Origin of the sequence: Haladaptatus sp. CMSO5 (genome assembly GCF_036689885.1) — an archaeon.
Taxonomy (GTDB): domain Archaea; phylum Halobacteriota; class Halobacteria; order Halobacteriales; family Halococcaceae; genus QDMS2.
Map to the genome: position 1 here is coordinate 128,359 of NZ_JBAHVW010000003.1, position 24,247 is coordinate 152,605.

A 24,247-nucleotide genomic window follows, 5' to 3' on the forward strand; every position below is an offset into this window, starting at 1 on the left:
GGAATTCGATACAGTGTTTCGACTGGCATTAATCTCAATCTTAATATTAAATACTGAGAAGAGTCACAATGGGTGCGTTTTGCGCTGAACTGCTCCCTTTTCAACCGTGATCATTTCGACGCTCGGTTCCAATTCTTCGGTCAGACGCTCAGTCGCACCACCACAGAACGCTGTACAATCGGTTAGAGTCTTCTCTGCCTTTGTATGGAGATGGCCGAGAGCGAGTGCATCAATGGCGATGGTACTCTCCTCAAGAATCTCCTGGAGGTGACAATCTGGTTGTGAATTACCCGTAAGCGGTGCGACTGACTGATGCATACAGAGGAGAGTCGCGACTCCGCTTGGTGGACGCTCAAAGCCTAGCTGACCGTGGTCCCACGATTTCTGATAGTCGACTCCATAGAGTGCGACGGCATCACCGATCACAATGGGGCGGGAGCGAAGATGCGTAGCCAATCCTGCGTCACAGAACTGTTCGAGACAGACTTTCCCCTTCTTCCGCGCATGGTTGCCGTAGATGAAGTAGAACGGAATCTCGGCGTTCGCCAACCCAGTGAGACCATCATGGCATGCTTCTTCGATCGAACTCGGAATCCCGTTCCTGGTATCGTTATGGAAGACGTCGCCAGTGTGAACAACGGCATCGACACGATGCTCGATCGCGAGATCAATCGCAGCGTTGAATCCAGCGACGGTGTCGATCTTCCAGGAATTGTTTTTGTGGCCGCCTGTTTGCTTCCCTAGGTGCGTATCAGTCAGATAGAGAAGCTTCGCACGGCGGTCGGTCGGGCGAACGCCTTTGTGTTCAATCTCGAGTTTGCCCGTCCCATGCAGCTCTCGGCCAGCTGGCCACACCTCGCCGTATGCAGAGTGAAGTCGATACCAATGCCCCTCCTGCCACGGGTAGTCCCGCCCATTCGAGCTTTTCGCCCATACTGTAAATGAAAATGAGGTTCCATCAACGTCCTCGACAGTCATCTCGAAGGCGCGTCGAGAACCTGAACCCGGTCTGCACGTCACAACCTTGACTGTAATATCGAGATGCTGTTTTTTTCGAATATCAGCATACGTATTCTCCATAGCGACTGCTGATACCACTGCTGTCACTGATTAATAGTTTTATCACCGAATCTCAAAGAAGGGTATATGTCGTCAACAGATGCTGAGGCTGGCGTTCTTCTAGGACTTGCTTGTGGCGACGCCCTCGGACGGCCCATCGAATTCCGTTCCTCACACCAGATCTCGCAGACGCACGGAATGGTTTCAGAGATGCTGGGCCACGGGACGCACAATCAGCCTGCAGGGACCATTACTGACGATACCGAAATGGCCCTCTGTATTGCTCGAAGCCTTGCCGAGCATCACGCGTTCAGGCCGGACGATATCGCTGAGCGCTTCGTCGCCTGGTACGACAGTGGTCCGTTCGACATTGGCCTGATGACCAGCGATACCCTCCAGATAATCAAACACGGAGCATCCTGGCGTGATGCTGGCCAGCAGGTGTGGGAGTCCCGCGCCGAAGGGAGCAATGCTGGGAATGGGAGTGTAATGCGTTGTGCGCCGTATTCGATCGCCTTTCGGGACGAGTGGAGTGACCTTGCACGTGTGAGTGCGACGTCTTCAGCGATTACTCACGCGGATCCGCGCTGCACGTATGGCTGTATCGTGCTCAATCTCACTTTGGCAGGGTTACTTACCCAGCGACCAACCCCTCTCAGAGACGCTCTCGACCATATCGAAGCCGATGCTCCCGAGGAACTCCTCACAGCGTTACGATCGGTTTCGGACGGTATCAATCACGACACGCTCAGTGCAAGCGGCTACGTGGTCGATACGCTGCAAACATCGCTGTATCACGGACTTACAGCGGACACGGCGGAGGATGCCATCGTCTCTGCTGTAAATATGGGAGATGACACCGACACCGTCGGTGCAGTTACGGGAGCTATCGCGGGAGCTCGATTCGGAGCAGATGCACTCCCCGATCGATGGATCGGCGAGTTGGAGTGTGCCGATGAAATCGCGCACCTCGAGTCGGTACTTATGACTGCAGAATTCACCGTGGACGAGAGTTCCGTTAGCTAGCTTCCCAGGGCTTGGTCTAGCCCATTCTTAATATTAAGAATAAGATTAAGTCTAGGTGGCTGCTGACAGCTTACAGTGTTGAATTTGGCTGCTGTTCCGATTCTGTGCGAGGGAGGCGTCCGTCTGGTCGGGGAACGTGCCCCGCTTCGATTTCGATATCGACGCGGCGCATATGCTTACAGCCCCCTTCCGGTTCGCGTCGCTGCCAGTCGAGACAAGTGCATGTCTCAGCAGCGACATCGACATCGTAGAAATTCCCGGACTCTGAATGAACCTCGTACACGCCGCCCTTCTTCAAGAGTGAGACGTCCATCTCTTCGTCGCATGCTCGCCGCATTCGCGGTGCGAGCTCATCGGCTGAAGGTTCTGCCGAAACCGTATCTATCTCTGGTTTGATGGCGCTCTGGGTGTCTCTGGTTGCCACCCATCCACCGTCTGGGGCGAGAGCGGGGTCGTTGGGTTCCACGAGGCGAGCCAGGTGCTCTTCAATCGGGTGATTGTAGTGGAGGAGAAAGTGTGCTTCGCGTCGACCGCGGTGATCGTAGGAGCCACACGCTGCAGCTGTCCCCTCCCAGACGCGCCACGCGCCGAGTGCCGTCATCACCTCCAACGCCCGTCGCGGCAACTCGTCCTGGTCTAACTGCTCGTAGAAGATGCGAAACCGAGTACAGTGCTCTTGCGGTTCGATGTCGGTCCACCACTCAACCTCGTCTCTCCAGTGATCGAACATCGCCGCATCGTTCCCATACCCGACCGTGATCCCTGGAACACGTGATTCGCCCGTATGGGTGTCTTCAGCCTCGTTCTCCAGCAGCCGGAGTACCGCGAAACGCAGGTGTTCGTGGAGTGGCTGTTCGGTTCCGTAGCCGACTTGCGGATGGCTCTCGATTGTCTGGCGGGCTTCGTCGAGAACCGTCGTGAGGTACTGATCAGTCATGGATTCGTCCTATCCCGGTCGACGCACGATCACGCGCGCCGCCACCCTTCCGCGGCGCAATAGAAACTCACGGCGACGTGGAGAGCTGTTCATCGACGCGCTACACTGACCTACCCATCGATCACGTCGATGATCTCCTCTGCGGTGCTGCTAATCCGTCCGAAACGATCTTGGATCGACTCTGGTTCGTCATCCTGCCACGCGGCGAGATAGAACGCTGAGCCGCTCGTTTCAAGGCCGCAATACCGACCAACGATGTACGCGACGGCTTCTGCTTCGACTTCGCGCTTTGATCGTTCGGCCTCGTCATCGACGTCGAAATGGAGCAGCGCGTGAGCGAACTCGTGAATTAGCGTAACTGCGAGGTCGGCCTGGTTCGTCCGTGCTTTCGCCTCCACGATCGGAGTGAAATCATGGATATCCCGCTGTTTGCAGACGCCCTTTGCGTCGCCGTGGTCCCACTCGTCAGCGTCGACGATGCGAACCGTCACGCCGAGCTCATCCGCTGCCTCTGTGAGTGCGGGTACGAGGTCCTCAGCGTCGCCTGTCGCCTCCGTTTCCAGCTCAGGAAGCGGTTCTCCTTCGGTCTGCGAGACATCGAATACAGCGGCCGGTTTGAATCCCACGAGCCCTTTCGACCACTCCTCGGGTGGTGTCTCGTCGTACTCACAGTCGCTGTCCTCGTGGTAGCTCGGCGAGTTCTCGCACTCCGGGCACTGCTTCGTAATGATCGGTGCCCAGATCCAGATCGCCTGTTCGCCCTCCTGGACGTGCCGATCGAACTCATTCAGCCAGGTGTTGAAGCCAGCGACCTTCGTCGCCTCGGGACATTGGAGTTTGATGAGCAGCGTGTTGCGATGCGAGTAGTCGTGGAACCGACTCTGGACGTCGAGCCACTCTTGGAACTCATCGCTGGCCTGCGCCGCATCAACGTCGCCAACGAGCTCGTCGATCCATGCTTCAATCGTACTGTGCATCTCGTCTTTTCGCGTGTCGGTCTCCTCGAAGGAGGCCGACGAGTCGCTCGTCGTAGCCATGATATTCTGAAATTCGCCTTACTGCGATCGCTTCAATTCAGCCCGCGCCGCACCCCTGACGGCGCATAAAAACTCATGACGGCGGTTAGCGGAGGGCGGCTTTCTCATCAGCGAAGCCGACTGTGACGAGGTAGTCGAGAAATGAATCGAACTGGTCGACGTCGCTGGGCCTGTCGGTCGCGAGGTGCCGCGTCCACTCGATGGCCCACTGAAACACCGGATCAGTGCCGCCCTTACCGTGGATATACCACCAGCGGGCGGCCTTCAGCGCGACGAGCGGATTCGTCGGTGGCTGCTCGGACGCGAGCGCTTGCGTAATCGACCGGATTTTCTCGGGGACATCTTCTGGTTCGACCCCGGTTGATTGGCTGTTCGCTACGTCGACTGGAATTGCATCGATCGAGACGTCGTTCGAATGCTGTTGTTGGCTCACGGAAATCACCATCTTGGAGGGCCTGATCTAGCACGCCCTCGTCCTCTCCGGAGGGCGCGAAAAACAGGACGCTGCGTCACGCAGGCGGGATGTAGACGCTCCGATCGCCAGCAATCTCCTCAAGGTTGTTCCGATGCCGGTGCGAGAAGTAGCACTCATAGCAGCAGTACCCACAGACCGCGCCCGTGTCGTACTCGGCGACGTACGGGCCACGATCGGTCGTCCACACGTTCGCGCGGCACTCGGTACACGCCGCGCTCTCGATATCGCTTGGCGTGGGCCCGGAATAGGTGAGTTCGGTCTCGTCCGCCTGTGGTGTCGAATCGGGCCAGACGCCGTGGTCCTGCCAGAATTCTTTGAGCCGGCTGAGACTATGACGGACTGTCTTCCGGACCGTGACGTAGTCGGAGTCGCGACCACTGTCGTCCCAGCCGTCGGCCGTCCAGAACTCGCCGAACTGCGCGCCGCGATGTAGACCATTCCAGTCGAGGCCGACGATGTCGGCCGGCGGGTCACCCGTCAGCGTTGGTTGGGTGAGCTGCTCCACGACTTCGAGTTGCTTGGGTGGGCTACCACCGAGGATGTGGACGCGACGGCCCCGCCAGTCGACGGGGTCGGAAAACTCGTGTGCAAGTTTGTCCGCATACCCTCGCGAGTAGCCGAGCACGATATCGTCGGGAATCGCCTCAATAGCGGCCCGGCATTTCGGGACGATAATGAATTCCGTCTCGGGCAGACTCCCCTGGAGTTCTCGAATCGTGTCGATGTACGATTGTGCTTCCGCAGCGTCGTAGGCGTCACCGACGATACCCACCTTGGGCTCGTACTCGAGCGCCCGATCGACGTATCGGTCGAGGTCTGGATTCCGAAAATCGTTATCGAGCATTCCGACCGGGCACTCGAGGGTATCGAATTGCGACTGCTGATACGTGCAGTCCTCGCGAAACCCAGGGAGGAAGCCGAGGGGCAGCGCATCGAGCGCAAACGGAACCCGATGGAGGAACGCCACGTACGCCGCCTGTCGGGCGTCAGTGTGTGTCTCAGTAGTACTGTTGCTAACTGGGTCTGCGCTGTCGTGAATGGCCATGAGGAGTCTCCTGCGGGACTCCGTCGCCCCGCAGGGCTCTCCGGGGCGAGATAGACTTGCCAGTTGTAACCAACATCGAACGGAAACTGACGCAGATGTTGGTTAATCAAAAGCAAGAGTTGGACGGCTCGTTGGTACCAAGAGCGTCGTCTGCATCCCGGGGCTACCTGTAAGAGGAGCTATCCGACACAGCCAACTAGCATGCCCATACCTACGAGAAGAATTCCCCAATACACCATCTAGCCAGAGACTCGTCACCCGACTTCTTTTGATACCAGCGAACCTACAGACGAATATGGCAAGCCACTCCCATGATCACGACCACGGCCACGGCGACACGGAACCAGTCACCGACCGCACGCACGATAACTCGTGGTCGGCAAATCTCGAGAAGCCGCAGTACGCAGATGATCGATCCTTGCTCGAACGACACGCGATCGAGGCCATCGAACACACGACCAGTGGCCACCACGTCAATCTCGTTACCCACGAAGCGCATGGCCACCCGGAGACGTACCTCTATGACGCTCTCAGTGAGCGATTCGGGGCGGAGGACGTCCGTTGGGAGTATATCGAACAATGTGGCTGTGGCGGCCACGTCGTCCGCGCTCACATCGAATAACGTCACGAACGCAGCGAACGGCGGCAGCAGGCTGTGAGTCCGTCCACTCATCGATTCAAACACTATGGTTCACATCAAATCGCTATCAGAACTCGAAGGGGCACCACACGCGAACGCCTTTCCCAGTGAGGAACCGAAGACGATCCGATTAACCCTCTCCGAGGGAGAGCATGTCGAACCGCATGCGCATCCGGATCGAGAAATCGTACTTTACCTCGTCTCTGGCAGCCTCGAACTCCAGCTCGATGGGGAACCATATCAGGTGAATCAGGGCGATGTAGTTCACTTCGATGGGGCACAGGAGATCTCTCCAGTTGCGAAGGCAGACAGTACTGCATTGCTCGTTCTCGCTGCGAAACGAGATGGTCCTGACTCCCCAGAAGGAAACCTATGAGCTCTCAACGGTCATCCTCTCCGACGAAGCCCGAATCTGCCGACGAAGAGACACCCCAGCAGCGACGGCTTGAGCGAAAACGAGAGCGGGCGATGGCTGCTCAGTCCCAGGCTGAAGCCGAGCGGGCTGTCGATGCCGACACTGACACGATCCAGCTCGAAGTGTTTCGGTATGACCCCGATGTCGAGGCCAAACAGGAACCCCGATTCGACGATTTTGCCGTCCCCTACGAACGGGGCATGACAGTCCTCGATGCGCTCATCTACGCGCGTGACCAGTACGACTCGTCGCTCACGTTCCGCCATTCCTGTCGAATGGCCGTCTGTGGCAGTGACGGGTTCTTCATCAACGGCCGGCAGCGACTGGGCTGTCAGACGCAGATTTCGGATCTCGACGAACCCATTCGGGTTGAGCCGTTGCCTCACCAGCCGGTCATCAAAGACCTCGTCGTCGACATGGACCACTTCTACGAACGGATGGAGGCCGTCGAACCGTATTTCCAGCCCGACGACCTCCCCACCGGTGAGCTAGAAGAGCAGCGGCAGTCGCCAGAGAACCGCGAGCAGATCAAGATGGCTTCCCGGTGTATCCAATGTGGCTGCTGTACATCGTCGTGCAATCCGGCGCAGACCGACGACGAATACATTGGACCGGCGGCGATCGCCAAGGGCTATCGGTTCTACATGGACGAACGCGAAGGGGCTGATGCACAAGAACGACGGCTGGAACTCCTCGACAAAGAACACGGCGTCTGGCAGTGCCATACGCAGTTTTCGTGTACAACGGTCTGTCCGAAGGACATCCCGATCACCGAAGAGATTCAGGAGATGAAACGCGAGGCTATCAAGCGAAATCTCAAATTCTGGTAATCGGAACGGTGGGACGTCGGCTTCTCTCTTCCACTCGATTCGTACACTCTAGTCGTCGTGACCGCATCGAGTGACCGAGTTACGGAACCAGCCGTTCGCCCTCATCATCATAGACTGTGATGGCGTCCACTGGGCAGACACGAGCTGCCATTTCTGCATCGAACTCCTCGCCCTCGGGGACGTCTCGAACATAGAGGTCGTCCTCGATTTCGTCACTCCCGACGAGCGTCGCTTTGCCTGCATCACGGTCCTCGATGAACTTCTCCCACTCATGGACACAGTTGAAGATACCTGTACAGGTATCGCGATCGAATTCGACTCGCATAGTGTGTTTCCTCTTGTCACTCAGTAGATTGACCTACCCATTAGTCGCTCCGTCTTGTGGATTCTGTCACGATGCCAGTATAGTGTTCGAAATGGATGATGATTCACGAAAGGGTTGCTTGTCTCCGATTCCCAAAGCTACGTCTGGATCCCATCCGCCTTTCCTGCAAACGCCTCCACCTAGCTGGCCTGGTGTTCGTTGCTGGTTGATTCCATGACCACCGACAGCAGGCACGCGAAATCGTCAGACCAACGTGACAACGATGTCTGTGGGTGTTGCTGGCTTTGGAGACAGGGAAACGCTTAGCGGGTGTCGTTTCGACTATGTCGGTACATGAGTGCAGCACGCGTCTCCCAGGGAGCCCGGCGACACGTAGCTGTCGCCGCGCTCTTTCTGGTTGCGTGGCAGGTCGCTGCGCTCGTCGATGCTCCCCACCGCTCGGGTGTCGTCCTCGGACTCTACGGGTTCGTCCTTCACACCATCGCTGGAAAGGGGTACGCGCTCATCCCCTCATACTTTGACCGGACGCTTACGCACCCCGGGGCGCCAGCCATGAGCCTCCCACTGCTGTCACTCGGTACTGTCGGTCTTGCCGTGGCGCCCTTCGGTGACATTCCCTCCGTCGTCGGCGTCGTCGGTGCCGTTTCCTGGGCGCTCGGCGCGCTCGTCTTCGTCGGCACAGTCGGCTGGACGGTCCGGGACAACCTCACCGGTCGCGAGACGGGAACTGGCGAGGTCAACACCGACCGCCGATGGGTCGACCGCGCCGCCAACGTGTTCGTCCCGGTCGTTCTCGCCTACCTCGTTGCTGGTGCCTACGAAACGGTCGCCGTCTCGGCGGCTCTTCCGACGCTCACCGGACGAGGGATGGCCGGTGCGAGCCACCTGCTCGCAGCCGGTGTCGGTGCGTTGTTGGTGTTCGCGGTCGGCTTCCGCCTCCTCCCGCGGTTTCTTGTGAGTTCGCCCCCGATGGTGCTCGTTATCGCGGTCCTCACCACGGGTGCAGTCGGCCCCGTACTCGTCGCCGGGAACCTCTGGGGAGGGACGTGGTTCCAGGTTGGTGCCGTCGCGGAATCTATCGCTGTTGGTGGATTCGCCATCGCATACGTCTCCCTCTTTCTTCGCTCCGAGCGTCGCCGAGTCGGCCTCTACGGGCCGTTGGTTGGAGTCATTTTGGGAAGTGTGGGCGTTGCATTGGGCGCTCACGTCGCATTCGTCGGTGCGTCTCCTGGCTGGTCGATTGCTCATTACCGACTGAACCTGTTGGGCTTCCTCGGACTCACGATCGTCGGCGTCGCCTATCAGTTCTACCCGCCAGCGGTCGGCACGTTCCGAGGCGCTACCGACCGAACGGCGCTTGCCTCGATGGGGGGTCTCGCAGCTGGCGTCGGTCTTGAGGCGTACGGATCACTCGTCGGGGTTGACGTCGCCACGGTGACCGGGCGATTTCTCGCCCTTATCGGTGCTAGTCTGTACGCGTACCTGCTATTGAGTCTCTTCCGGGAGCGGTATGGTGAGTGACGACTCTATAACTGTTCAGTCGTGGGAGTAGTCACGAGGTCGCCGAACTCGTTTCGCCATTCTCCGTGGTCTCTACGATTTCGGGACGCAACTCCTCAACCGTCTCGAGAACCTGTTCACGGTCTTCATCGGAGACCCCGTTTTCAGCGAGTGCAGTATCCAAGTGCCCTGCCACGACATCGAACTCGGTGTCGGTGATGCCCATTCCCCTGTGAGCGTCGCGCATATCGTCTCCAGAGTACTCGACCGGACCGCCGGTTACTGCCGAGATAAATTGGACTTGATGAGCCCGGAGTTCCGTCGTGTTGCTATCCTCGAAGTGGTGAATGACGCTCTCGTCATTCAAGACACGGTCGTAGAAGTCGTTCACGACGCTTTCGACTGCCTCGTGACCACCGAGACGATCGAACACTGTGTTGACCTCGCTCATTCCGTGACTGGCTTCTAGCGAGGCGACCAAGGGAGTTGTGAAATCGAGGACGGAAAACGATTCGGACGTGAGGACGTCGCTGGTTTTCCTCGCGATCAATCGTCGTCTTCAGCCATCACTCGGTCGGGAATTGTCCCCCGACCGGGTGTATCGCTTGGCATGGAGACCGAGCGCAACGTGAATCGCTTGGCCACCATATCGTAGAGAAAGACGAACGTCCCAAGGATGATCATCGTGTCTCCGGGGAGCCGCGCCCAGAAGAGGAACTGGATGATGTCGCTGTTGTAGAACGCGAGACTCCGTGCGGCGGCGTAGCTCTGCGTGAACGCCGTCTCCAGCTGGAGGAATCCGACGGGAAGGACGGAGACGAACACCATGACGGCGAGGCCGACGTTCCAGAGCCAGAATGCCCACCGGAGGCGGCGCTCGGTCCACTCGCTGGGCTTCGTCGAGATACGCAACATGTAGGTCGCCATCCCGAGCGCGAGGAAGCCGAACGCGCCGAACATCGCGGCGTGAGCGTGCCCAACCGTCAGGTAGGTGCCGTGCTCGTAGTAGTTGACGAGTGGGAGATTGATGAAAAACCCCAGCACGCCGGCGCCGAGGAAGTTCCAGAACCCACTGGCGATGATGAACATGAACGGGAGCGTGTACGGGAACGTCTCGTCACTTGTCGCGAGCGCGCGATACTGCCCCATCGCCTCGAAGAGAATGAGGATGAGCGGGATGAGTTCGAGCGTCGAGAAGACCGAGCCGAACGGAATCCAGATGTCAGGCTGGCCGACCCACCAGTAGTGGTGGGAGGCCCCGATGATACCTGACCCCATCACGAACAGCGCCTGGAACGCCACAGCCTTCTCGGCCGAGGACTTCCGGAGCAGGCCCAAACTCACGAGCGTCAGGCCGACCACCGCGACGATGAAGAATTCGAAGGCACCCTCGACCCACATGTGGACGACCCACCAGCGCCAGAACTCCGTCATCACGATGTTCGTCTGGGGAGTGTACAGCATTCCGGCGGTGAACAGCAGCCCGATGGAGCCGCCAGCGTAGATGATCATGTGCGCGAGACCGTACCGCGCTTCCCGTCGCAGCATGGGTTTGAATCCCCGCCAGACGAGGGCCGTCCACAGCACGAAGCCAACGAGGAGGCCAACCTGCCAGAGCCGCCCGACTTCGAGGTATTCGAGGCCCTCGTTCCCGATGATCCACCAGAGCGGGCCGTCAATGTAGCCCTGAGCGCCGAGCCAGATCCCGACGAGACCTCCGACTGCGGCGACGATGAGCGCACCGAGGAGGACGTGAATGAAGGTCCGCTGCCGATCGGGTTCGTGATTGGTCAGCAGTGGCGGGAGAAACAGTCCAGCACCGAGCCAGAGCGACGCAATCCAGAGGATGCCCAGATCAAGGTGGAACGTCTTCGCCAGTGCGAACGGGAACACCTGCACGATGTTGACGCCGAACACCTCTTCAACACCGAAAAATGCGTGCCGCTCGACGTAGTAGTGAGCCAGTAAGCCACCGAGAAGGACCTGTAGGGCGAACAGCGCTCCTGCAAGGGGGATGAATCGAGTCGCAGCACGCTGACTGGGCGTCAAACTGATTTCATCGGGGGCCGGAATCTCGAGGTTGTTGACCTTCGGTTCGGGAAGTTCGACGGATTTGTACGCAAACACGCCGATTCCGACAGCTGCGATGAGGAGCACCATACTGATGACGCTCCAGATCATCGTCGACCCGGTTGGGGTGTTCCCTGCCGCCGGCTGGTAGGGCCACTCGTTCGTGAAGCTGTGGTCACTTCCCGGGCGGTCAGTATGGGAAATCCACGCAGTCCAGAGGGCGAAGTCAGCGAATCGGCGAGCGTCTTCCTCGGAGTCCATCATATTCGCTGGCACGCCCCGGTCGAGCGCACCATCGTGATACCGCTCGACATAGACCTCCCGAACTTGCTGGTGGGCGTACGCCTCTGCAGCGGAGTACTGTACGGTCTCCGTGCCCCGCTTGAACGACGCATCCAGGTCATCACGGACGAGGCTGTCGATACTGCCTTTCTCGGGAGATCCGAGCGCTGCGTAGGATTCGTCGAAACGTTCCTGTGCGTAGTATTCCTGCATGAACTCGACTTTCAAATCGAGCGTATCGGCAGTGTAATCGACACCGAAGTACGCGCCATTACCCAGAATTGACCCATGATTCATGAGTCCGTCTTGTTGGAAGGCCACTTTCCCGGCTTGGACCTGCGATTCAGTCGCGATGACGTCTCCATCGGGTCCGACTACTTCTTGTGGGATCGGGGGAACCTGCTGGGAGGAATAGTATGCCCCAACTCCCATCACGATCAGATTGATGACGAACACAGTCACCAGTGCTTTCGCAATTGTTTGTCGGGAAATTTCCATGTGTTTAATGGTAACGCCAGCCACACTAAGTTTTCACATTTATCCGATGCGACCGGCGTGAGGTTATCCCCTGCAGATGAATGTATCAAAGAAGTCCGATAGAGTCGATCTATCCTCACCTAATGGCGTGTTTTGAGCGGCACTTCGATATAGAGGGTAGAAATTTCTAAGAATTATCCACGTTCAAGGTAGAGCGAGTACATAACGATAGCCAATCCAATTGCGACGAGTACGCTATTGATCAAGATGCCCATCTGGAACGAAACCGAAAGAAGTTGATGGGCGATTCCTGCAAGCAATGCACCAAACGTAACGACGCCAAATCCGATTCCAAGAACACGTAGCGACGGGGTCCCAGTCCGCCGATATGCTTTAAACGCAATATATGTGATTCCGCTTCCGAGGAGTAAAATCACCGTCTTCACGACGATGATGGCCGTTTCAACCCAAATCATAGCTCATCACCCATCTTCGACCAGATATCGGCGAGCCGTTCATCGGCGTTCCGTGGCGGACGTTCGACCGTCACCGAGAAGTCGTTGTCATCGTCCATGGAGATCATCACGTCGTCAAAGTCGCGTTCGTATTTTGTGGTTCGACCACCGCCGGGGTTGATTGTGTCCTGCTCGCGGACGAGCGAAGCGTCGCTGAGGAGTTCGAGCTTCCGATACAACGTTGATTTGGGAATGTCACAGATGTCGATGAGTTCGGTTGCGGTCATGGGTTCAGCTGTTTCACGGAGGATGGCTCGACAGTCGGCGTCATCCAGCGCATCAAGGACCGCCTGCAGCGACGGAGAGTCCTCAGATGACGCTGAATTGCGCACCATTGTTTGAATTTGGTAGGTACTCGGGAAAGGCTATCCGGTTACGACCCAACCGACAAAGAGTGGATCCAGCTTTGCCCGCTAGCAGAACCTCGGCATCACGAATCTGAACCTTCTCCAAACCGTCGTTTTCCTTCCTCAGTGATGTCATAGAGCCCTCGACCGACTGGACGAATCTGCCCGTGTTCGTGAAGCCGCGCACATATTTGGTCTACGGTGATCGGATGGCGTTCTGCAATTTTGGCAATTTCCATCACATAGAGTGGCGAATCCGCGACGAGTATCTCGAGTATCTCCTGATCGGTTTCGCGACTGAGTTCACCCATCACGTCCCTCGCGCGGCCAGCAGCCGGTAACTCTTCGCGGCGCGATTCTGCTGGCTCGTTCATCATGCATAACCCTCCTCAGCATAGACGTCAAGCAGCTCCTGATACCGATTCCGAATGGTTACTTTGCTTATGTGGGCGGCGTTGCTCACCGTCTCCTGTGTCAGCTGCTCATTCGTGAGGTGCGTTGCCGCGTAGAGTGCGGCCGCTGCGAGGCCAGCGGGACTTTTCCCGCTATGGGCACCCTGTGCCTTTGCAGTCGTGAGGAGATCGCGAGCTTGGCGGGTCGCCTCGTCGCTCACACTCAGCGCTGATGCGAATTGCGGGACGTATTCGAGTGGATCCGCTGGCTCGATTTGCAAGCCGAGTTCTCGGGAGAGATACCGGTATGCACGCTGTATGCGGATTTTCTCTACGCGACTGACTTCTGCGAATTCGGACAACGGGCGTGGTGTCCCGTGTTGCCTGGCTGCGGCGTACAGTGCAGCTGTTGCCATTCCTTCGATGGATCGACCTGGAAGGAGGTCTTCATCGACTGCTCGCCGATAGAGCACGCCCGCAGTTTCACGTACCGGTTCTGGCACATCGAGGGCGGAAGCCATGCGACTAATCTCCCCGAGTGCTTGTTTGAGATTCCGTTCGTGAGCGTCTTTCGTCCGAAACCGTTCATCCCACGTTCGCAGGCGCTGCATCTGTTCTCGCTTTTGATTGGAGACTGCTTGCCCGTACGCATCTTTATTCTGCCAGCTGATCGTCGTGCTGAGTCCCTTGTCATGCATGAGGTGGGTCGTCGGCGCTCCGACACGGCTTTTCTCGTCTTTTTCGTCGCTATGGAAGGCTCGCCACTCTGGCCCCCGGTCAATGGACGCCTCATCAAGAACCAATCCACACTCCTCACAGGTTGTCTCACCGTGCTCGTCGTCTCGAACGATCTGACCGTCGCATTCTGGACATGATGAACGGGGCTGTGACTCGGTGACCGATTGCGATTCATCGGGACGACCGTCTTCGATATTGAGCTGCGTATTACTCATGAGTGCTGGGACTCGGATTTCTTCCTCTGATCGCTCCGAGTGGGTGTCTCTAGCAATGATGGGGCGGGGCTCCCGAAGAATACATGGCGCATTCCCAACGGATGGGAATCCGCCAATGTGGTTTACAAGAAGGCAACGAAGTTTCGTGCTATTAGGATTTGATACGTGTTCCTCTGGAAATCCATCACCTAGCGAGTGAGAGAACGTCCTCACTCAGAAAAGCCGCTATACGAAACTGCGCCTTGGTCAACAATCGTTTGACTCTCAGGTACGTCTCCATCGGGCGGCATACTGCCTTCAGCGGGTCCGCCGGGCTCGCCGACAACAATTCGTCCGACCATGTCGAGACTCTTGTGAGGCGTACAATAGTAGTCGTACGTTCCTGTGGTCTTGAACGTATGTTCGAAAGTTGCGCCCTGCTCGCTGAGAATCCCACTGTCCCACGTTTTAGCACCCTCGGGGATGCGGGTGACTGATGCCTGACCCGTTCCTTTCGTATATGCAGTTGCAGAGTGGCTTCCGCTGTCGATCTCGAACGTGACAGTTTTGCCGGACTCTACGAAAAGTCCGATTGGATCGAAGTAGTAGTCACTTCCTTCTGTGACCATCAGGATCGTGTTCGTGGGCCTGTTCGATGGTGAATCCGAATCATTGTTTCCATCTGGATTCGAACTACTGCAGCCAGCGAGGCCGGTTAGACCGACAGTTGAAGCGACTGCAGCTGCCTTCAGAACCCGTCGGCGCTCCATACTTGTACTTCGGCACGTCAGTGATAGGCCACTTTGGCGGATTCCCAACTCTCGGGACTCCGCCGTCGATTGACTGTTACTCCACTCGAAAGGCTACCTATGGCAATACCAATCGTCTCTGTACGTCCCTGTGTTACGGAATCGTCTGCAGGGCAAGTGGGGTTTGCAGACCCGCTTCAACTTTCTATCATCTCAACGCCACCGAGACGTTATACCAGATGGCTGTATGGCGGTGATGTGGATGGTTGATCCGGTCATCGCGAGCCGGCTCCAGTTCGCGCTCACCACAATCGTTCACATCATCTTCCCGGTGATGAGCATGGGGCTCGCACCATTCCTCATCTACTTCACGTGGAAAGAGATCCGCACCGAACAACCGATTTACGAGCAATTGCGCCGATTCTGGACAAAAATTTTCGCCGTGAGCTTCGTCGTCGGGACGGTGACGGGCCTCGTCCTCGAGTTTGAGTTCGGGACGAACTTCGCTGCGTTCTCGCGGACGGCCGGGGAGCTGTTCGGCGGCCCACTCGCGCTCGAAGGCATGATGGCGTTCATGCTGGAAGCGACCTTCCTCGGGATCTTCGTTTTCGGTCGAGACCGCGTCTCGGACCGCCTCTACCTTCTCTCGAGTCTCGCTGTCGGCCTCGGAACGTGGCTCTCGGCCGTCTGGATCTTGATCGCGAACTCGTGGATGCAGACGCCTCGTGGATTCGAGATCGTCGTCGAGAACGGCCACCGCGTCGTGAAACTCACCGACCCTCTCGCGGCGTACCTCAACCCACGCTTCCCCTATATGTTCGTCCATATGCAGAACGCTGCAGTCGAATCGGTCGCCCTCTTCATGGCCGGCGTCGCCGCCTACTACGTCTTCCGCCACCACGTTTGGGGTTACCCGATTCAACACATCGGCTTTTGGGAGAAAACACTCAAGATCGCGCTCGTCGCGCTCATTATCACGGCACCACTCCAGGTTCTGCAGGGCGACGCCTACGCGCGCCACGTTGCCGAAACCCAACCCCAGAAGTTCGCTGCGATGGAGGCCGTCTGGGAGACCGAATCGTACGTTCCCGAGTACATCGTCGCGTTTCCGACTGACCTCAACGATCTGCTCGATCCACGGACGAAGGATCTTTTCGGAATCGGTATTCCAGGTGGCGCTTCGTGGCTCGCGAGCGGCGGGAATGCCGAGGCGACGATACGCGGACTCGAGTCATTCGACACACGGGCACCACCAGTCGCGATCGTCTTCTGGGCGTTCCGCATCATGGTCGCACTGGGATTCTGGTTCATCCTGCTCGCGGGATGGGGCGCGTACCGCTGGTGGCGTGGTGAACTGTTCGACGATGACCTGCTCCACAAGGCCTTGATGGCATCCTCACTTCTCGGCTTCGTCGCCGTCGAGGTCGGCTGGATCGTCACGGAGGTCGGTCGCCAGCCGTGGGTCATCCAGGGCGTCATGAAGACGGCAGCCGGTGTCTCTCCAGGGCTGACGGCGACGGAGGCGACCTTCACACTCCTTGGATTCGCCACCGGGTATGCGCTGCTGCTCGGCCTGTACACCTACGTCGTCGGTCGCATCATTCGAGCCGGCCCGCCGGCACGTGACGACCTCGAACTCAGCGACCACGCGGAATCGTCCACGTCAGAGGTGAGTACCAGTGGTTGACATCGACGCGCTCGCCGCCGAGCCGCTGTTTGGATTACCGCTGGCAGACCTCTGGTTTGCGCTCCTGTTCTTCATCTTCGGGATGTTCCTCTTCCTGGACGGCTTCGACTTTGGCGTCGGCATCCTCTTCGCCACCCGCGACGACGACCACGAGAAAGAACAACTGCTCGCAGCCGTTGGGCCGTTCTGGGACGGCAACGAGGTCTGGCTCGTCGTCTTCGGTGGGGCCCTGTTCGCAGCCTTCCCGGCCGTGTATGCGAATCTCTTCAGTCGGTATTATCTGCTGATGTTCGCGATTCTCGCTGCGCTCGGACTTCGAGGACTCGCTCCCGAAATGTACGAAGAACGTGCGGACACCCGGTGGCGGCGATTCTGGGGGTCCGCGTTCATCATCGGAAGTGCGATGACGCCGTTCCTGCTGGGGCTGTTCGTGATGAACTGGCTGCTCGGGGCCTCCGGCCTCATCACGCCCGCAGGTATCCTCGGTGGCCTCGCAGTCGTCGCGCTCACCGTCGTCGACGGGGCGGCATTTCTCGGCCTGAAGACCCGCGGAAGCCTCCGTGCAGAGGCCAGTACGTATGGCGTACGTGCTGCGCTGACCTATCTGGGACTCGCCGTGCTCACATTGGGGACCGCGTACGCGACCACACCGGGCCTACGCGCGTCGTTCCGGTCACCGTTCGTCGGTCTGCTTGTAATCACAACTGGCGTCCTTACAGGCGCCTACGTCGTCGCTTTCCGTCGGCGTCGGTTCTATGTGGCATTCGTCACAGCGGCCGCGCTCGTGTTCGCGCTCGTCGGGCTCGTGGCCACGCTCATGTTCCCGTACATCAACCGTGCAGCAGGCCTCACCGTTCAGGACGCGATCATCTCCACGCTTCCGCTCAATCTCATGTCGATCATGGCAAGCGTGCTCATCCCAATCGTTCTCGGGTATTTCGTCGTACTCTACGCAGCGTTCAGTGGGCCTGTCGAGGCCGGTGAGACCTATTGATGCCTCGAAAACCAAGTTTCAGAATCGCCGTTCGCTTGACTCTCACACCCGTTCACGGAGGAGGGTGGGGCCGAACTGTGCGAGGGAGAGGGTGGGATTAATGACGTCGTCACGATCCGATACCGAGCCACAGCTGTTGTCACGAATTCTCGTGACCTGGATCGAAGTCACGGTCGTCGGTCTGACAGGCGGTGTCCTTGGGACCTCTGTCGGGGGTCCACCGGGCCTGATCGTCTATCTTGTCACGACGCTCCTCTCACTTGGGATTCTCTTCTACAACGTGAACGAACTCATCAAACGATGGATCGAACACGAACTGCGTTAAGACACTGATTCCGGTTGAGGCACCCCAATGTGGATCCGCGACCCTCACCGGGTACGACTGAATCAGTCAGGTAGAAATGGCTCCTCGGCCAACGTTCACTAATGGCTCCAGAACGGCCCCTCCTTCGTGGCTCTCGTCGGCTGCTCTCCGTTCTGCTCTGCGTACTTGTCGGACTGACGCAGGTGCCCACAGTATCCGCCCATGGGTCGACGGCGACTGGCGGCCTCTCTCAGGGGCATGGCGTCGTTCTCGCCATCGTCGGCGTCGGACTGCTCGGCGGAGCCAGCGTGCTCAAACGAACGAATCACGTCTCACCAACAGTCGCCCTTTACGGCGTCTTCGTCGGCATCACCGCGACTGCGCTTGGTGCTGTCCTCTTCGAGGGGTTGTCACCGGATCCCACATACACGGCGCATTCGATGCCGTTTCCGCGATCATGGTATCCCCTGATGTCGGTCACAACCGGGTTCCTGATCATGCTGATGAGTGTGGTCGTGGGGTGGCTTCGTTGGCCGACCCGGCCACGGTATACCTTCCTCGGCATCCTGATGGGGTTGTGGATTACGTACCCCTACCTCATCCCCGGGCCAGCGAGTGACTCACACCCGCTCGGCTATGCAATCGTTCTGGGAACACCAGTTCTCGTGGGCTACGTTGTCTGGACGGACGCCGGAAGCGTGCTTCGTTCGGTTCTGCAGGATCCGGTTGTCCGGCGGTTTGGAATCGGTGTGGGAGTCGTCATGACGTTCTTCTTCGTCTCTATCACCGGTTATCTCTCGTTCTTCCCGGAAGAGGGCCTCCCTCACCACCGGATTGTCGTCGTCATTCCTACGATTTACCAGCTCGTGACGTGGCCCGTCCTCGAGGTCTATCTCCCCCACATCCCTCTCTTCGTAGCGATTTCACCTGCGCAACTCATCGTCGTCGGAATGCTGAGCACGCTTATCGGATTGAATGCGGCGCTCATCGCCCGCTACTGGCGAGTCGAAGAACGGGCAGGCCTGACCGAAGGCACTGCGGGAGGCGCAGCGATTGTCGGTTCGTGTACCTGTGGTTGCTGTGGGCCGCTCGTTGCCAAAATTGCGGTATTGGCGGCAGGGCCATCGATTGCCGCACCGTTGTACTGGGTGTTTGTCGATTCCGCCTCCCCGGTCAGTAGCCTGTTCATCATCGGGAGTGTCGTGCTGTTCGCAGGGAGCCTGATCTATTCAGTCGAATCCGCACAACAGGCCGGACAATCCTCGTCGATCACTCCAGCCGATTAACCCCATCAACAACTGAATCCCCGCTCCGACGGTCGACAACGAGTAACTGCGAACTGTCGCTGCCATCCGTCCCGAAACAGCGAAGAGCGGTGAGCCAGCTCGTCACGAGTGGAAACCTATACGCCTCTCCCACACAGGGTTCCAAATATGGCGAATTCCAGTCCGCCCACATTCATGCTGGGCATTGTCCTCGGAATCGTACTCGTCGTCTTGGGTGTCGGTGCCTACGTTCTTTCTGACTTCGCAAGCATCACGGCACTCATTCCGGCCATCTTCGGCAGTGTCATCGCCATCTTGGGCGTGGTGGGACGCCAGCAGCCGACTCGGCAACGGCTCGCTGCCTACGGAATCGGGCTCCTGGCAGTGCTCGGTGTGCTGGGTTCGATGCGAGGGATTCCAGCGATTATCGCATTGCTCATTGGCGATTCAGTCGACTCGGTTATCGCGGCCGTCTCTCAGGGCGCGATGATCGTCATCTGTCTCGTCCTCCTCGCCGCAGTAATCCAATTCGTCCGCGATACGCGTGCAGCGACGAATCCGTGACCAATCATCTCACCGGTGAAATTCATCTAGGAGTTGCGAACCCATTCCAACCATTCCAGCGGAGCTGTGTTGATACCCGAGCCGGGCCTGCTATGACCTCGGATACGTTGAGAAACTCTATTCGATAGTCAGCGTCTCGATTGATGCTGAAGACACGTACCGATGAATTCGATGAAAAGTAGAGCCGGAGTCAGTAGGACTCTGAACTGGATTGTAGGAACCATCCTGTTCCGGTAGGTTTCGGACGCTTGAATACGCGTTCAACCGAACACGATGAGTATGGAGATCTCGAGCATCGCAGTCGATGAGTCCGTCTCGGCCGTCTTTCCCCCCGAAGAGTTGCGGGACGCCCTCGGGGATGCTGTCGACGTGGGAATAATCGATGCTGGCGCTGACTCTCTCGAACCGTACGATGCCGTCGTCACGATGGTCTACCACGATAGTTACCTCGAGGGAGTCAACTGGATCCACTCGATTCAGGCGGGTGTGGATCGCTTCCCCTTCGACGAATTACGCGAGCACGGCGTGATCCTTACAAACAGCAGTGGCATCCACGGTCCGGCGGTCGGCGAGACCGTCGTGGGGTACATGCTTTCGTTCGCACGTCGGCTGCTGCCGGCCGTGAAATCGCAGACCCAGCGGGAGTGGTCGCCACCCGCATGGGACGACGCCTATACGCTGGCAGACGAGCGGTGTTGCATTGTCGGGTTAGGGACACTCGGACGGGGAATCGTGGAGCGGGCGTCTGCGCTCGGACTCGACGTCGTCGGCGTTCGTCGCACGGGTGAGCCGCTCGATGGAGTCCAAACAGTCTACCCACCGGACGACCTCCATACCGCGATCCGGGATTCGAAGTTTGTCGTGCTCGCGGTGCCGCTCGTCGACGAAACTCGCCATCTTATCTCCACCGAGGAACTCGCCGCGATGCGAGACGACGCGATTCTGATCAACGTCGCGCGTGGCCCTGTAGTCGACCAGGAGGCGCTCGTTGATGCCTTCGAAGCTGGGGAACTCGGTGGCGCTGCACTCGACGTCTTCGAGGCGGAACCGCTGCCCGAAGAGTCCCCACTCTGGGAGTTCGAGGAGGTTCTCGTCACACCACACTGTGCGGGGTTTACCAAGGACTACTATCGGAACGTCGCGGACCTCGTCCGGAAGAACCTCGCCCGCATCGACGCCGACGAGGAATTCGTCAATCGGATCGTGTAGGCGGATATCTCGCAATCGCTCTTCCCAAAGCAAGTACCACCAACAGGTTGCGATGCTTGGAAGGTCCTTCTTGGCTACCTGATGTCCGGTTCCATTACTGTCGCACCAGCCGGTATTCGCGGTCTGATTCCACTCCTGGGCCAGATGTTTCCGTCATTGACGTACTTCAATGAGGTCGCCGAGATCGGGAACTTTCGCGATTTGGTGGAGGAACTTACCGGACCCATACTTCCAAATAATCGCGACGACTGGAAAACTGACCATTGACCGTACGACCAGGATAATTCCCACGCGGTAGGACCAAGTACCGTACTCTTTGAACATCATACATGGATCTGTTGCTTCTCCTTATCGCGGCCCTCGCTTCGGGCTCGCTCACATTTGGGGCCGTCCTCGGATTGGTCTGGATACCGCCGCAGCGACTGTTAGCCACGATCCTCGCATTCGCTAGCGGCGCGTTTATAACAGCACTCGCTACGGATCTGTTTGTTGAGTCGGTTGAGACGGCAGGTATTGTCCTTCCCGGGGCAAGTTTGCTGGCCGGTGCGATCGTCTACGTCGTCGCCATCCTGTTCGTAGAGCGTATCGGGCGCGGTAGCGATGGGATGTCGCTCTTTCTTGGCTCACTCTTCGATGGGGTCCCCGAGAGTGTAGTCCTCGGGATTACGTTCATCGGTGGAACCGAAACACTCCCGTTGTTTGTAGCTATCGTGGTCAACAATGTCCCTGAGGGAATCGGTGGGGCATCCGAGATGCAGTCGGCCGGTTCTTCGCGCTCATCTATCCTCGTGCTCTGGACGGCGACGGGGGTCGTACTCTTCGTCTCGGTCGTTGCTGGCAACGTGTTCCTTCAAGGCGTGTCCTCTGTGACGCTCGCAGTGGTTCGATCGTTTGCCGGCGGAGCTATCCTCGCTACACTTGCCGACGCCACGATGCCAGACGCATTCGAAGAGGGTGGCCCTGCGGTCGCTGTCGCCACCGCCGTTGGCTTTCTCATGACGTTTGCTCTGACAACGATTTAGGCCGCCGACGTTTTCGATTGGAGTGTGGAAAACTGCCTCACCTCCATTGCGGTCGTGGGTGGCCTGTTTCAACTGAGATGGTTCATGCGCGTTCTGTTCCCTCCGCGTCTTTCATGTGTTCTCCATCGGTCTCCTCGTGTTCTGTTTCGTCGTCGGAACGCGTTGAGAGTTCCGCCACACGATCGACTTGGCGATTACAGCTGGTCAGCGATGTAGTCTTTGAGAAGCGTTCGATGACACCGTTTCTGGTCGGTGTTCTCGAAACAGACCAAGACGAGGTGTTCCTCGTTACGGAGACGATCGGTGAGTTCAGCGACTGCGGATTGGGCTTCCGCAGCTTCGGTGAGATGTGTTCGATACCGCTCGTCGAAACCGACCTCGTCCCAGGCAGCATTATGTGCTCCCTCGTCACACAGCCCCTGCATCTTGAAATCCTCGTGACGCTGTTTGAACTCATCTAGGAGATCATCCGGAGGGCCGAGTGCAGAACAGTTCTCGTCAATCGCCGTTCTGAACCAGCCGGTTGGCCGTCGAACTACACCCACGAGCGTGGCCTCCGAGGAAATGTCTACGAGGTCATGCTGTAGCCCTGCGACGTACGTATCCTCGAGGAGACTGGAGGGAGTCACAATTACTGTCTTGAGTCTTCGATGCCCAGCGTAGTCAACCCACCGGGAGACAAGTATGTCCTCGGCCAGCTGACTTTCACTGATAGTATGAGACTGTGAGGAGGGCTGGCGTAGCTGGATCGTATCGGAGCGATTCGCGAGGCGTCTGGTCGAATCAGTCAGCTAGAAGAGGGTTGTTGAGAAACCTCACTAGTAACACCAGACTGGTCGATGCAGCAGGACGGAAGCACCTGTGAGCGCCCCGCCGTCTCGGCTGCTCACACGTTTGACGGAACTCTATTTGCGAGATGCGGTGCAGTCGAAACCCCGAAATATGCGAACTACCACAACTGAGACATTGGTCGGTATCAGTCGAGGGATAGGGATTACCGAACTCCTGCACGGCCAAGCGCCGTGGATAGTGATCGTCTTGTTCGCACTCGTCACGCAGTTAGGTGACGTCTGGTTCCTGTTTCTCCTCGGATGCGTTCTCTACCTTGGTGGCGAGGCCCTACCGCGGTTGCAAGTCGAGCGGAGCGAAGGCCTCTTCATCATTGCTCTGATCATCACGTATCTAGCGCTTATCGGGATTCTCAAAGACCTACTGTTGCTTCCGCGGCCTCCGGGAGCGACCGAGCCACCGCCACTTCGATGGGTGCCATCGATATTTACTGGACTCTTCAGAAGTATCACGACTGCAGAGGGCCCCGGCTTCCCGAGCGGACACGCGCTGGGAACGACGATGGTTTGGGGTGGACTGGCACTCGTTATTGACCGTGGACGAGTTCGAACCCGGGTCGGAATCGCCGGAATAGTCATTGCTCTTGTTTCGGTATCCCGGCTAATTCTCGGTGTGCACTATGTCGTCGATATGCTCACTGGCGTCCTCCTCGGTATTGTCCTCCTCGGTGGCCTCTATGTGCTCGCTGACCACGGAGCTGATTCGGAACGGGTCTTACTCGTGGCAGTTGTGATTGGGGTACTTGGACTGGTTGTGAACCTGAATTTCGATAGTGTCGCTGCTGTCGGCGGTGCAGTCGGTGCGTGGGTGGTGTGGCGACGAATCGCCGAAGCAACACCGACTCATCCAACAGAAACTGATGAGGTATTCGTCGCACTTGTCGTGGCAGTGCTTGCAGCTGTGATTTTTGGGGCCACGTACGCACTTAGACTCCCGTATCCGCTCACCTTTCTTGGAACTGCCATGGCCACTGGGCTTACCGTGAGTGCTCCCCTCCTCGGCGAACGATTAGCCTAACCGGCCGTCTGAGAGCGAGAACCAGTCCGACGTGATTTCGAAATTTATAGTCCCATCAGGAAACAACAGTCGCCTAATGTCGTGGGTCGTTCTCTTCATAGCTGGCCTGTTCGAGATCGCCTGGGCAATTGGCCTGGAGTACTCTGACGGTCTCTCGGAACCGCTACCGACAGTGGGCACAGTCGTTGCGCTCATCATTAGCATGGTACTGCTCGCGAGAGCGGTTCAGGATCTGCCGATTGGAACCGCGTACGCTGTCTGGACGGGCATTGGAGCTGTCGGA

Annotated in this window: 28 protein-coding genes; 14 read left to right on the forward strand and 14 right to left on the reverse strand. The window is 58.1% G+C overall.

All coding sequences use genetic code 11. The annotated features are described in order from the left end of the window. Positions 1–63 precede the first annotated feature (63 nt). A complete protein-coding gene (locus V5N12_RS16970) occupies positions 64–978 on the reverse strand; it encodes a metallophosphoesterase family protein (RefSeq protein ID WP_332900417.1) in 915 nt (304 codons plus the stop codon). A gap of 168 nt (positions 979–1,146) precedes the next feature. Here V5N12_RS16970 and V5N12_RS16975 point away from each other — a divergent pair, with 168 nt between their 5' ends. Further along, on the forward strand, positions 1,147–2,085 hold the full coding sequence (locus V5N12_RS16975; RefSeq protein WP_332900418.1) for an ADP-ribosylglycohydrolase family protein: 939 nt from the start codon (positions 1,147–1,149) through the stop codon (positions 2,083–2,085). A 70-nt stretch (positions 2,086–2,155) separates the two neighbouring features. Here V5N12_RS16975 and V5N12_RS16980 read toward each other — a convergent pair whose 3' ends face one another. The 4 genes from V5N12_RS16980 to V5N12_RS16995 all read right to left on the reverse strand — a co-directional run bounded on the left by V5N12_RS16980 (position 2,156) and on the right by V5N12_RS16995 (position 5,579). Next, entirely contained in the window at positions 2,156–3,022 is an 867-nt protein-coding gene (locus tag V5N12_RS16980) for a hypothetical protein (RefSeq protein ID WP_332900419.1), read from the reverse strand. A 110-nt stretch (positions 3,023–3,132) separates the two neighbouring features. Beyond that, positions 3,133–4,059, reverse strand: a complete 927-nt coding sequence (locus tag V5N12_RS16985) for a DUF955 domain-containing protein (RefSeq protein ID WP_332900420.1) — start codon at positions 4,057–4,059, stop codon at positions 3,133–3,135. Between the two features lie 85 nt (positions 4,060–4,144). Next, a complete protein-coding gene (locus V5N12_RS16990; protein WP_332900421.1) occupies positions 4,145–4,492 on the reverse strand; it encodes a hypothetical protein in 348 nt (115 codons plus the stop codon). Positions 4,493–4,568: 76 nt separating this feature from the next. After that, complete coding sequence (locus V5N12_RS16995; RefSeq protein WP_332900422.1) at positions 4,569–5,579, reverse strand: DUF6610 family protein; 1,011 nt, start codon at positions 5,577–5,579, stop codon at positions 4,569–4,571. A gap of 295 nt (positions 5,580–5,874) precedes the next feature. On the opposite strand from V5N12_RS16995, the gene V5N12_RS17000 reads away from it, so the two are divergent. The 3 genes from V5N12_RS17000 to V5N12_RS17010 all read left to right on the forward strand — a co-directional run bounded on the left by V5N12_RS17000 (position 5,875) and on the right by V5N12_RS17010 (position 7,464). Continuing rightward, complete coding sequence (locus V5N12_RS17000; RefSeq protein WP_254544871.1) at positions 5,875–6,201, forward strand: CGCGG family putative rSAM-modified RiPP protein; 327 nt, start codon at positions 5,875–5,877, stop codon at positions 6,199–6,201. Positions 6,202–6,265: 64 nt separating this feature from the next. After that, positions 6,266–6,595 (forward strand): cupin domain-containing protein, encoded by a 330-nt coding sequence (locus tag V5N12_RS17005; protein ID WP_254544870.1) that lies wholly within the window; start codon positions 6,266–6,268, stop codon positions 6,593–6,595. Then, entirely contained in the window at positions 6,592–7,464 is an 873-nt protein-coding gene (locus tag V5N12_RS17010; protein ID WP_332900423.1) for a succinate dehydrogenase/fumarate reductase iron-sulfur subunit, read from the forward strand. The genes V5N12_RS17005 and V5N12_RS17010 overlap by 4 nt, the downstream gene beginning before the upstream one ends. Before the next feature lie 79 nt (positions 7,465–7,543). Here V5N12_RS17010 and V5N12_RS17015 read toward each other — a convergent pair whose 3' ends face one another. Next, positions 7,544–7,789 (reverse strand): ferredoxin, encoded by a 246-nt coding sequence (locus tag V5N12_RS17015; RefSeq protein ID WP_254544868.1) that lies wholly within the window; start codon positions 7,787–7,789, stop codon positions 7,544–7,546. 333 nt (positions 7,790–8,122) lie between these two features. On the opposite strand from V5N12_RS17015, the gene V5N12_RS17020 reads away from it, so the two are divergent. After that, complete coding sequence (locus V5N12_RS17020) at positions 8,123–9,310, forward strand: hypothetical protein (RefSeq protein ID WP_254544867.1); 1,188 nt, start codon at positions 8,123–8,125, stop codon at positions 9,308–9,310. 31 nt (positions 9,311–9,341) lie between these two features. Here the strand turns inward: V5N12_RS17020 and V5N12_RS17025 are convergent, their stop codons facing one another. The 7 genes from V5N12_RS17025 to V5N12_RS17055 all read right to left on the reverse strand — a co-directional run bounded on the left by V5N12_RS17025 (position 9,342) and on the right by V5N12_RS17055 (position 15,074). Then, on the reverse strand, positions 9,342–9,740 hold the full coding sequence (locus V5N12_RS17025) for a group I truncated hemoglobin (protein WP_254544866.1): 399 nt from the start codon (positions 9,738–9,740) through the stop codon (positions 9,342–9,344). A gap of 95 nt (positions 9,741–9,835) precedes the next feature. Further along, on the reverse strand, positions 9,836–12,139 hold the full coding sequence (locus V5N12_RS17030; protein WP_332900424.1) for a nitric-oxide reductase large subunit: 2,304 nt from the start codon (positions 12,137–12,139) through the stop codon (positions 9,836–9,838). Between the two features lie 173 nt (positions 12,140–12,312). Beyond that, positions 12,313–12,594: a DUF7521 family protein gene (locus tag V5N12_RS17035; RefSeq protein WP_254544864.1), complete on the reverse strand. Its 282-nt coding sequence runs from the start codon at positions 12,592–12,594 to the stop codon at positions 12,313–12,315. Beyond that, a complete protein-coding gene (locus V5N12_RS17040; RefSeq protein WP_254544863.1) occupies positions 12,591–12,968 on the reverse strand; it encodes a winged helix-turn-helix domain-containing protein in 378 nt (125 codons plus the stop codon). Before V5N12_RS17040 ends, V5N12_RS17035 begins: the two co-directional genes overlap by 4 nt. Before the next feature lie 95 nt (positions 12,969–13,063). Next, positions 13,064–13,357, reverse strand: coding sequence for a transcriptional regulator (locus V5N12_RS17045; protein ID WP_332900425.1), 294 nt, complete (start codon positions 13,355–13,357; stop codon positions 13,064–13,066). Next, complete coding sequence (locus tag V5N12_RS17050) at positions 13,354–14,325, reverse strand: transcription initiation factor IIB (protein ID WP_254544861.1); 972 nt, start codon at positions 14,323–14,325, stop codon at positions 13,354–13,356. The genes V5N12_RS17045 and V5N12_RS17050 overlap by 4 nt, the downstream gene beginning before the upstream one ends. A gap of 209 nt (positions 14,326–14,534) precedes the next feature. Next, the gene (locus tag V5N12_RS17055; RefSeq protein WP_332900426.1) at positions 14,535–15,074 is read right to left on the reverse strand and encodes a plastocyanin/azurin family copper-binding protein; all 540 of its coding nucleotides are present in this window, start codon (positions 15,072–15,074) and stop codon (positions 14,535–14,537) included. A 241-nt stretch (positions 15,075–15,315) separates the two neighbouring features. Here V5N12_RS17055 and V5N12_RS17060 point away from each other — a divergent pair, with 241 nt between their 5' ends. The 7 genes from V5N12_RS17060 (at position 15,316) to V5N12_RS17090 (ending at position 22,098) form a co-directional block, all read left to right on the forward strand. Next, complete coding sequence (locus V5N12_RS17060) at positions 15,316–16,740, forward strand: cytochrome ubiquinol oxidase subunit I (protein WP_254544859.1); 1,425 nt, start codon at positions 15,316–15,318, stop codon at positions 16,738–16,740. Further along, positions 16,733–17,734: a cytochrome d ubiquinol oxidase subunit II gene (gene cydB / locus V5N12_RS17065; RefSeq protein ID WP_332900427.1), complete on the forward strand. Its 1,002-nt coding sequence runs from the start codon at positions 16,733–16,735 to the stop codon at positions 17,732–17,734. The genes V5N12_RS17060 and cydB overlap by 8 nt, the downstream gene beginning before the upstream one ends. Before the next feature lie 100 nt (positions 17,735–17,834). Then, the gene (locus V5N12_RS17070) at positions 17,835–18,059 is read left to right on the forward strand and encodes a hypothetical protein (RefSeq protein ID WP_332900428.1); all 225 of its coding nucleotides are present in this window, start codon (positions 17,835–17,837) and stop codon (positions 18,057–18,059) included. Positions 18,060–18,160: 101 nt separating this feature from the next. Continuing rightward, a complete protein-coding gene (locus V5N12_RS17075) occupies positions 18,161–19,324 on the forward strand; it encodes a hypothetical protein (protein WP_332900429.1) in 1,164 nt (387 codons plus the stop codon). A gap of 147 nt (positions 19,325–19,471) precedes the next feature. Then, entirely contained in the window at positions 19,472–19,867 is a 396-nt protein-coding gene (locus tag V5N12_RS17080) for a hypothetical protein (RefSeq protein WP_254544856.1), read from the forward strand. Between the two features lie 273 nt (positions 19,868–20,140). Then, positions 20,141–21,076, forward strand: coding sequence for a D-2-hydroxyacid dehydrogenase (gene ddh, locus V5N12_RS17085; protein WP_442904995.1), 936 nt, complete (start codon positions 20,141–20,143; stop codon positions 21,074–21,076). Positions 21,077–21,405: 329 nt separating this feature from the next. Beyond that, the gene (locus tag V5N12_RS17090; RefSeq protein WP_332900431.1) at positions 21,406–22,098 is read left to right on the forward strand and encodes a ZIP family metal transporter; all 693 of its coding nucleotides are present in this window, start codon (positions 21,406–21,408) and stop codon (positions 22,096–22,098) included. A 194-nt stretch (positions 22,099–22,292) separates the two neighbouring features. Here V5N12_RS17090 and V5N12_RS17095 read toward each other — a convergent pair whose 3' ends face one another. Continuing rightward, a complete protein-coding gene (locus V5N12_RS17095; RefSeq protein ID WP_442904996.1) occupies positions 22,293–22,727 on the reverse strand; it encodes a DUF488 domain-containing protein in 435 nt (144 codons plus the stop codon). A gap of 313 nt (positions 22,728–23,040) precedes the next feature. Between V5N12_RS17095 and V5N12_RS17100 the strand changes: the two genes are divergently transcribed. Further along, the gene (locus tag V5N12_RS17100; protein WP_332900433.1) at positions 23,041–23,964 is read left to right on the forward strand and encodes a phosphatase PAP2 family protein; all 924 of its coding nucleotides are present in this window, start codon (positions 23,041–23,043) and stop codon (positions 23,962–23,964) included. A gap of 76 nt (positions 23,965–24,040) precedes the next feature. Further along, positions 24,041–24,247, forward strand: a 207-nt coding sequence (locus tag V5N12_RS17105) for a DMT family transporter (protein WP_332900434.1), incomplete at its 3' end; no start/stop codon positions are given.

What these genes read in the sequence shown, in the direction of transcription:
- V5N12_RS16970 (WP_332900417.1), bottom strand. Translation starts at nt 978, where the DNA reads ATGACTGTCGAGGACGTTGATGGAACCTCATTTTCATTTACAGTATGG.
- V5N12_RS16975 (WP_332900418.1), top strand. Translation starts at nt 1,147, where the DNA reads ATGTCGTCAACAGATGCTGAGGCTGGCGTTCTTCTAGGACTTGCTTGT.
- V5N12_RS16980 (WP_332900419.1), bottom strand. Translation starts at nt 3,022, where the DNA reads ATGACTGATCAGTACCTCACGACGGTTCTCGACGAAGCCCGCCAGACA.
- V5N12_RS16985 (WP_332900420.1), bottom strand. Translation starts at nt 4,059, where the DNA reads ATGGCTACGACGAGCGACTCGTCGGCCTCCTTCGAGGAGACCGACACG.
- V5N12_RS16995 (WP_332900422.1), bottom strand. Translation starts at nt 5,579, where the DNA reads ATGGCCATTCACGACAGCGCAGACCCAGTTAGCAACAGTACTACTGAG.
- V5N12_RS17000 (WP_254544871.1), top strand. Translation starts at nt 5,875, where the DNA reads ATGGCAAGCCACTCCCATGATCACGACCACGGCCACGGCGACACGGAA.
- V5N12_RS17005 (WP_254544870.1), top strand. Translation starts at nt 6,266, where the DNA reads ATGGTTCACATCAAATCGCTATCAGAACTCGAAGGGGCACCACACGCG.
- V5N12_RS17010 (WP_332900423.1), top strand. Translation starts at nt 6,592, where the DNA reads ATGAGCTCTCAACGGTCATCCTCTCCGACGAAGCCCGAATCTGCCGAC.
- V5N12_RS17015 (WP_254544868.1), bottom strand. Translation starts at nt 7,789, where the DNA reads ATGCGAGTCGAATTCGATCGCGATACCTGTACAGGTATCTTCAACTGT.
- V5N12_RS17020 (WP_254544867.1), top strand. Translation starts at nt 8,123, where the DNA reads ATGAGTGCAGCACGCGTCTCCCAGGGAGCCCGGCGACACGTAGCTGTC.
- V5N12_RS17025 (WP_254544866.1), bottom strand. Translation starts at nt 9,740, where the DNA reads ATGAGCGAGGTCAACACAGTGTTCGATCGTCTCGGTGGTCACGAGGCA.
- V5N12_RS17030 (WP_332900424.1), bottom strand. Translation starts at nt 12,139, where the DNA reads ATGGAAATTTCCCGACAAACAATTGCGAAAGCACTGGTGACTGTGTTC.
- V5N12_RS17035 (WP_254544864.1), bottom strand. Translation starts at nt 12,594, where the DNA reads ATGATTTGGGTTGAAACGGCCATCATCGTCGTGAAGACGGTGATTTTA.
- V5N12_RS17040 (WP_254544863.1), bottom strand. Translation starts at nt 12,968, where the DNA reads ATGGTGCGCAATTCAGCGTCATCTGAGGACTCTCCGTCGCTGCAGGCG.
- V5N12_RS17045 (WP_332900425.1), bottom strand. Translation starts at nt 13,357, where the DNA reads ATGATGAACGAGCCAGCAGAATCGCGCCGCGAAGAGTTACCGGCTGCT.
- V5N12_RS17050 (WP_254544861.1), bottom strand. Translation starts at nt 14,325, where the DNA reads ATGAGTAATACGCAGCTCAATATCGAAGACGGTCGTCCCGATGAATCG.
- V5N12_RS17055 (WP_332900426.1), bottom strand. Translation starts at nt 15,074, where the DNA reads ATGGAGCGCCGACGGGTTCTGAAGGCAGCTGCAGTCGCTTCAACTGTC.
- V5N12_RS17060 (WP_254544859.1), top strand. Translation starts at nt 15,316, where the DNA reads ATGGTTGATCCGGTCATCGCGAGCCGGCTCCAGTTCGCGCTCACCACA.
- V5N12_RS17070 (WP_332900428.1), top strand. Translation starts at nt 17,835, where the DNA reads ATGACGTCGTCACGATCCGATACCGAGCCACAGCTGTTGTCACGAATT.
- V5N12_RS17075 (WP_332900429.1), top strand. Translation starts at nt 18,161, where the DNA reads ATGGCTCCAGAACGGCCCCTCCTTCGTGGCTCTCGTCGGCTGCTCTCC.
- V5N12_RS17080 (WP_254544856.1), top strand. Translation starts at nt 19,472, where the DNA reads ATGGCGAATTCCAGTCCGCCCACATTCATGCTGGGCATTGTCCTCGGA.
- ddh (WP_442904995.1), top strand. Translation starts at nt 20,141, where the DNA reads ATGAGTATGGAGATCTCGAGCATCGCAGTCGATGAGTCCGTCTCGGCC.
- V5N12_RS17090 (WP_332900431.1), top strand. Translation starts at nt 21,406, where the DNA reads ATGGATCTGTTGCTTCTCCTTATCGCGGCCCTCGCTTCGGGCTCGCTC.
- V5N12_RS17100 (WP_332900433.1), top strand. Translation starts at nt 23,041, where the DNA reads ATGCGAACTACCACAACTGAGACATTGGTCGGTATCAGTCGAGGGATA.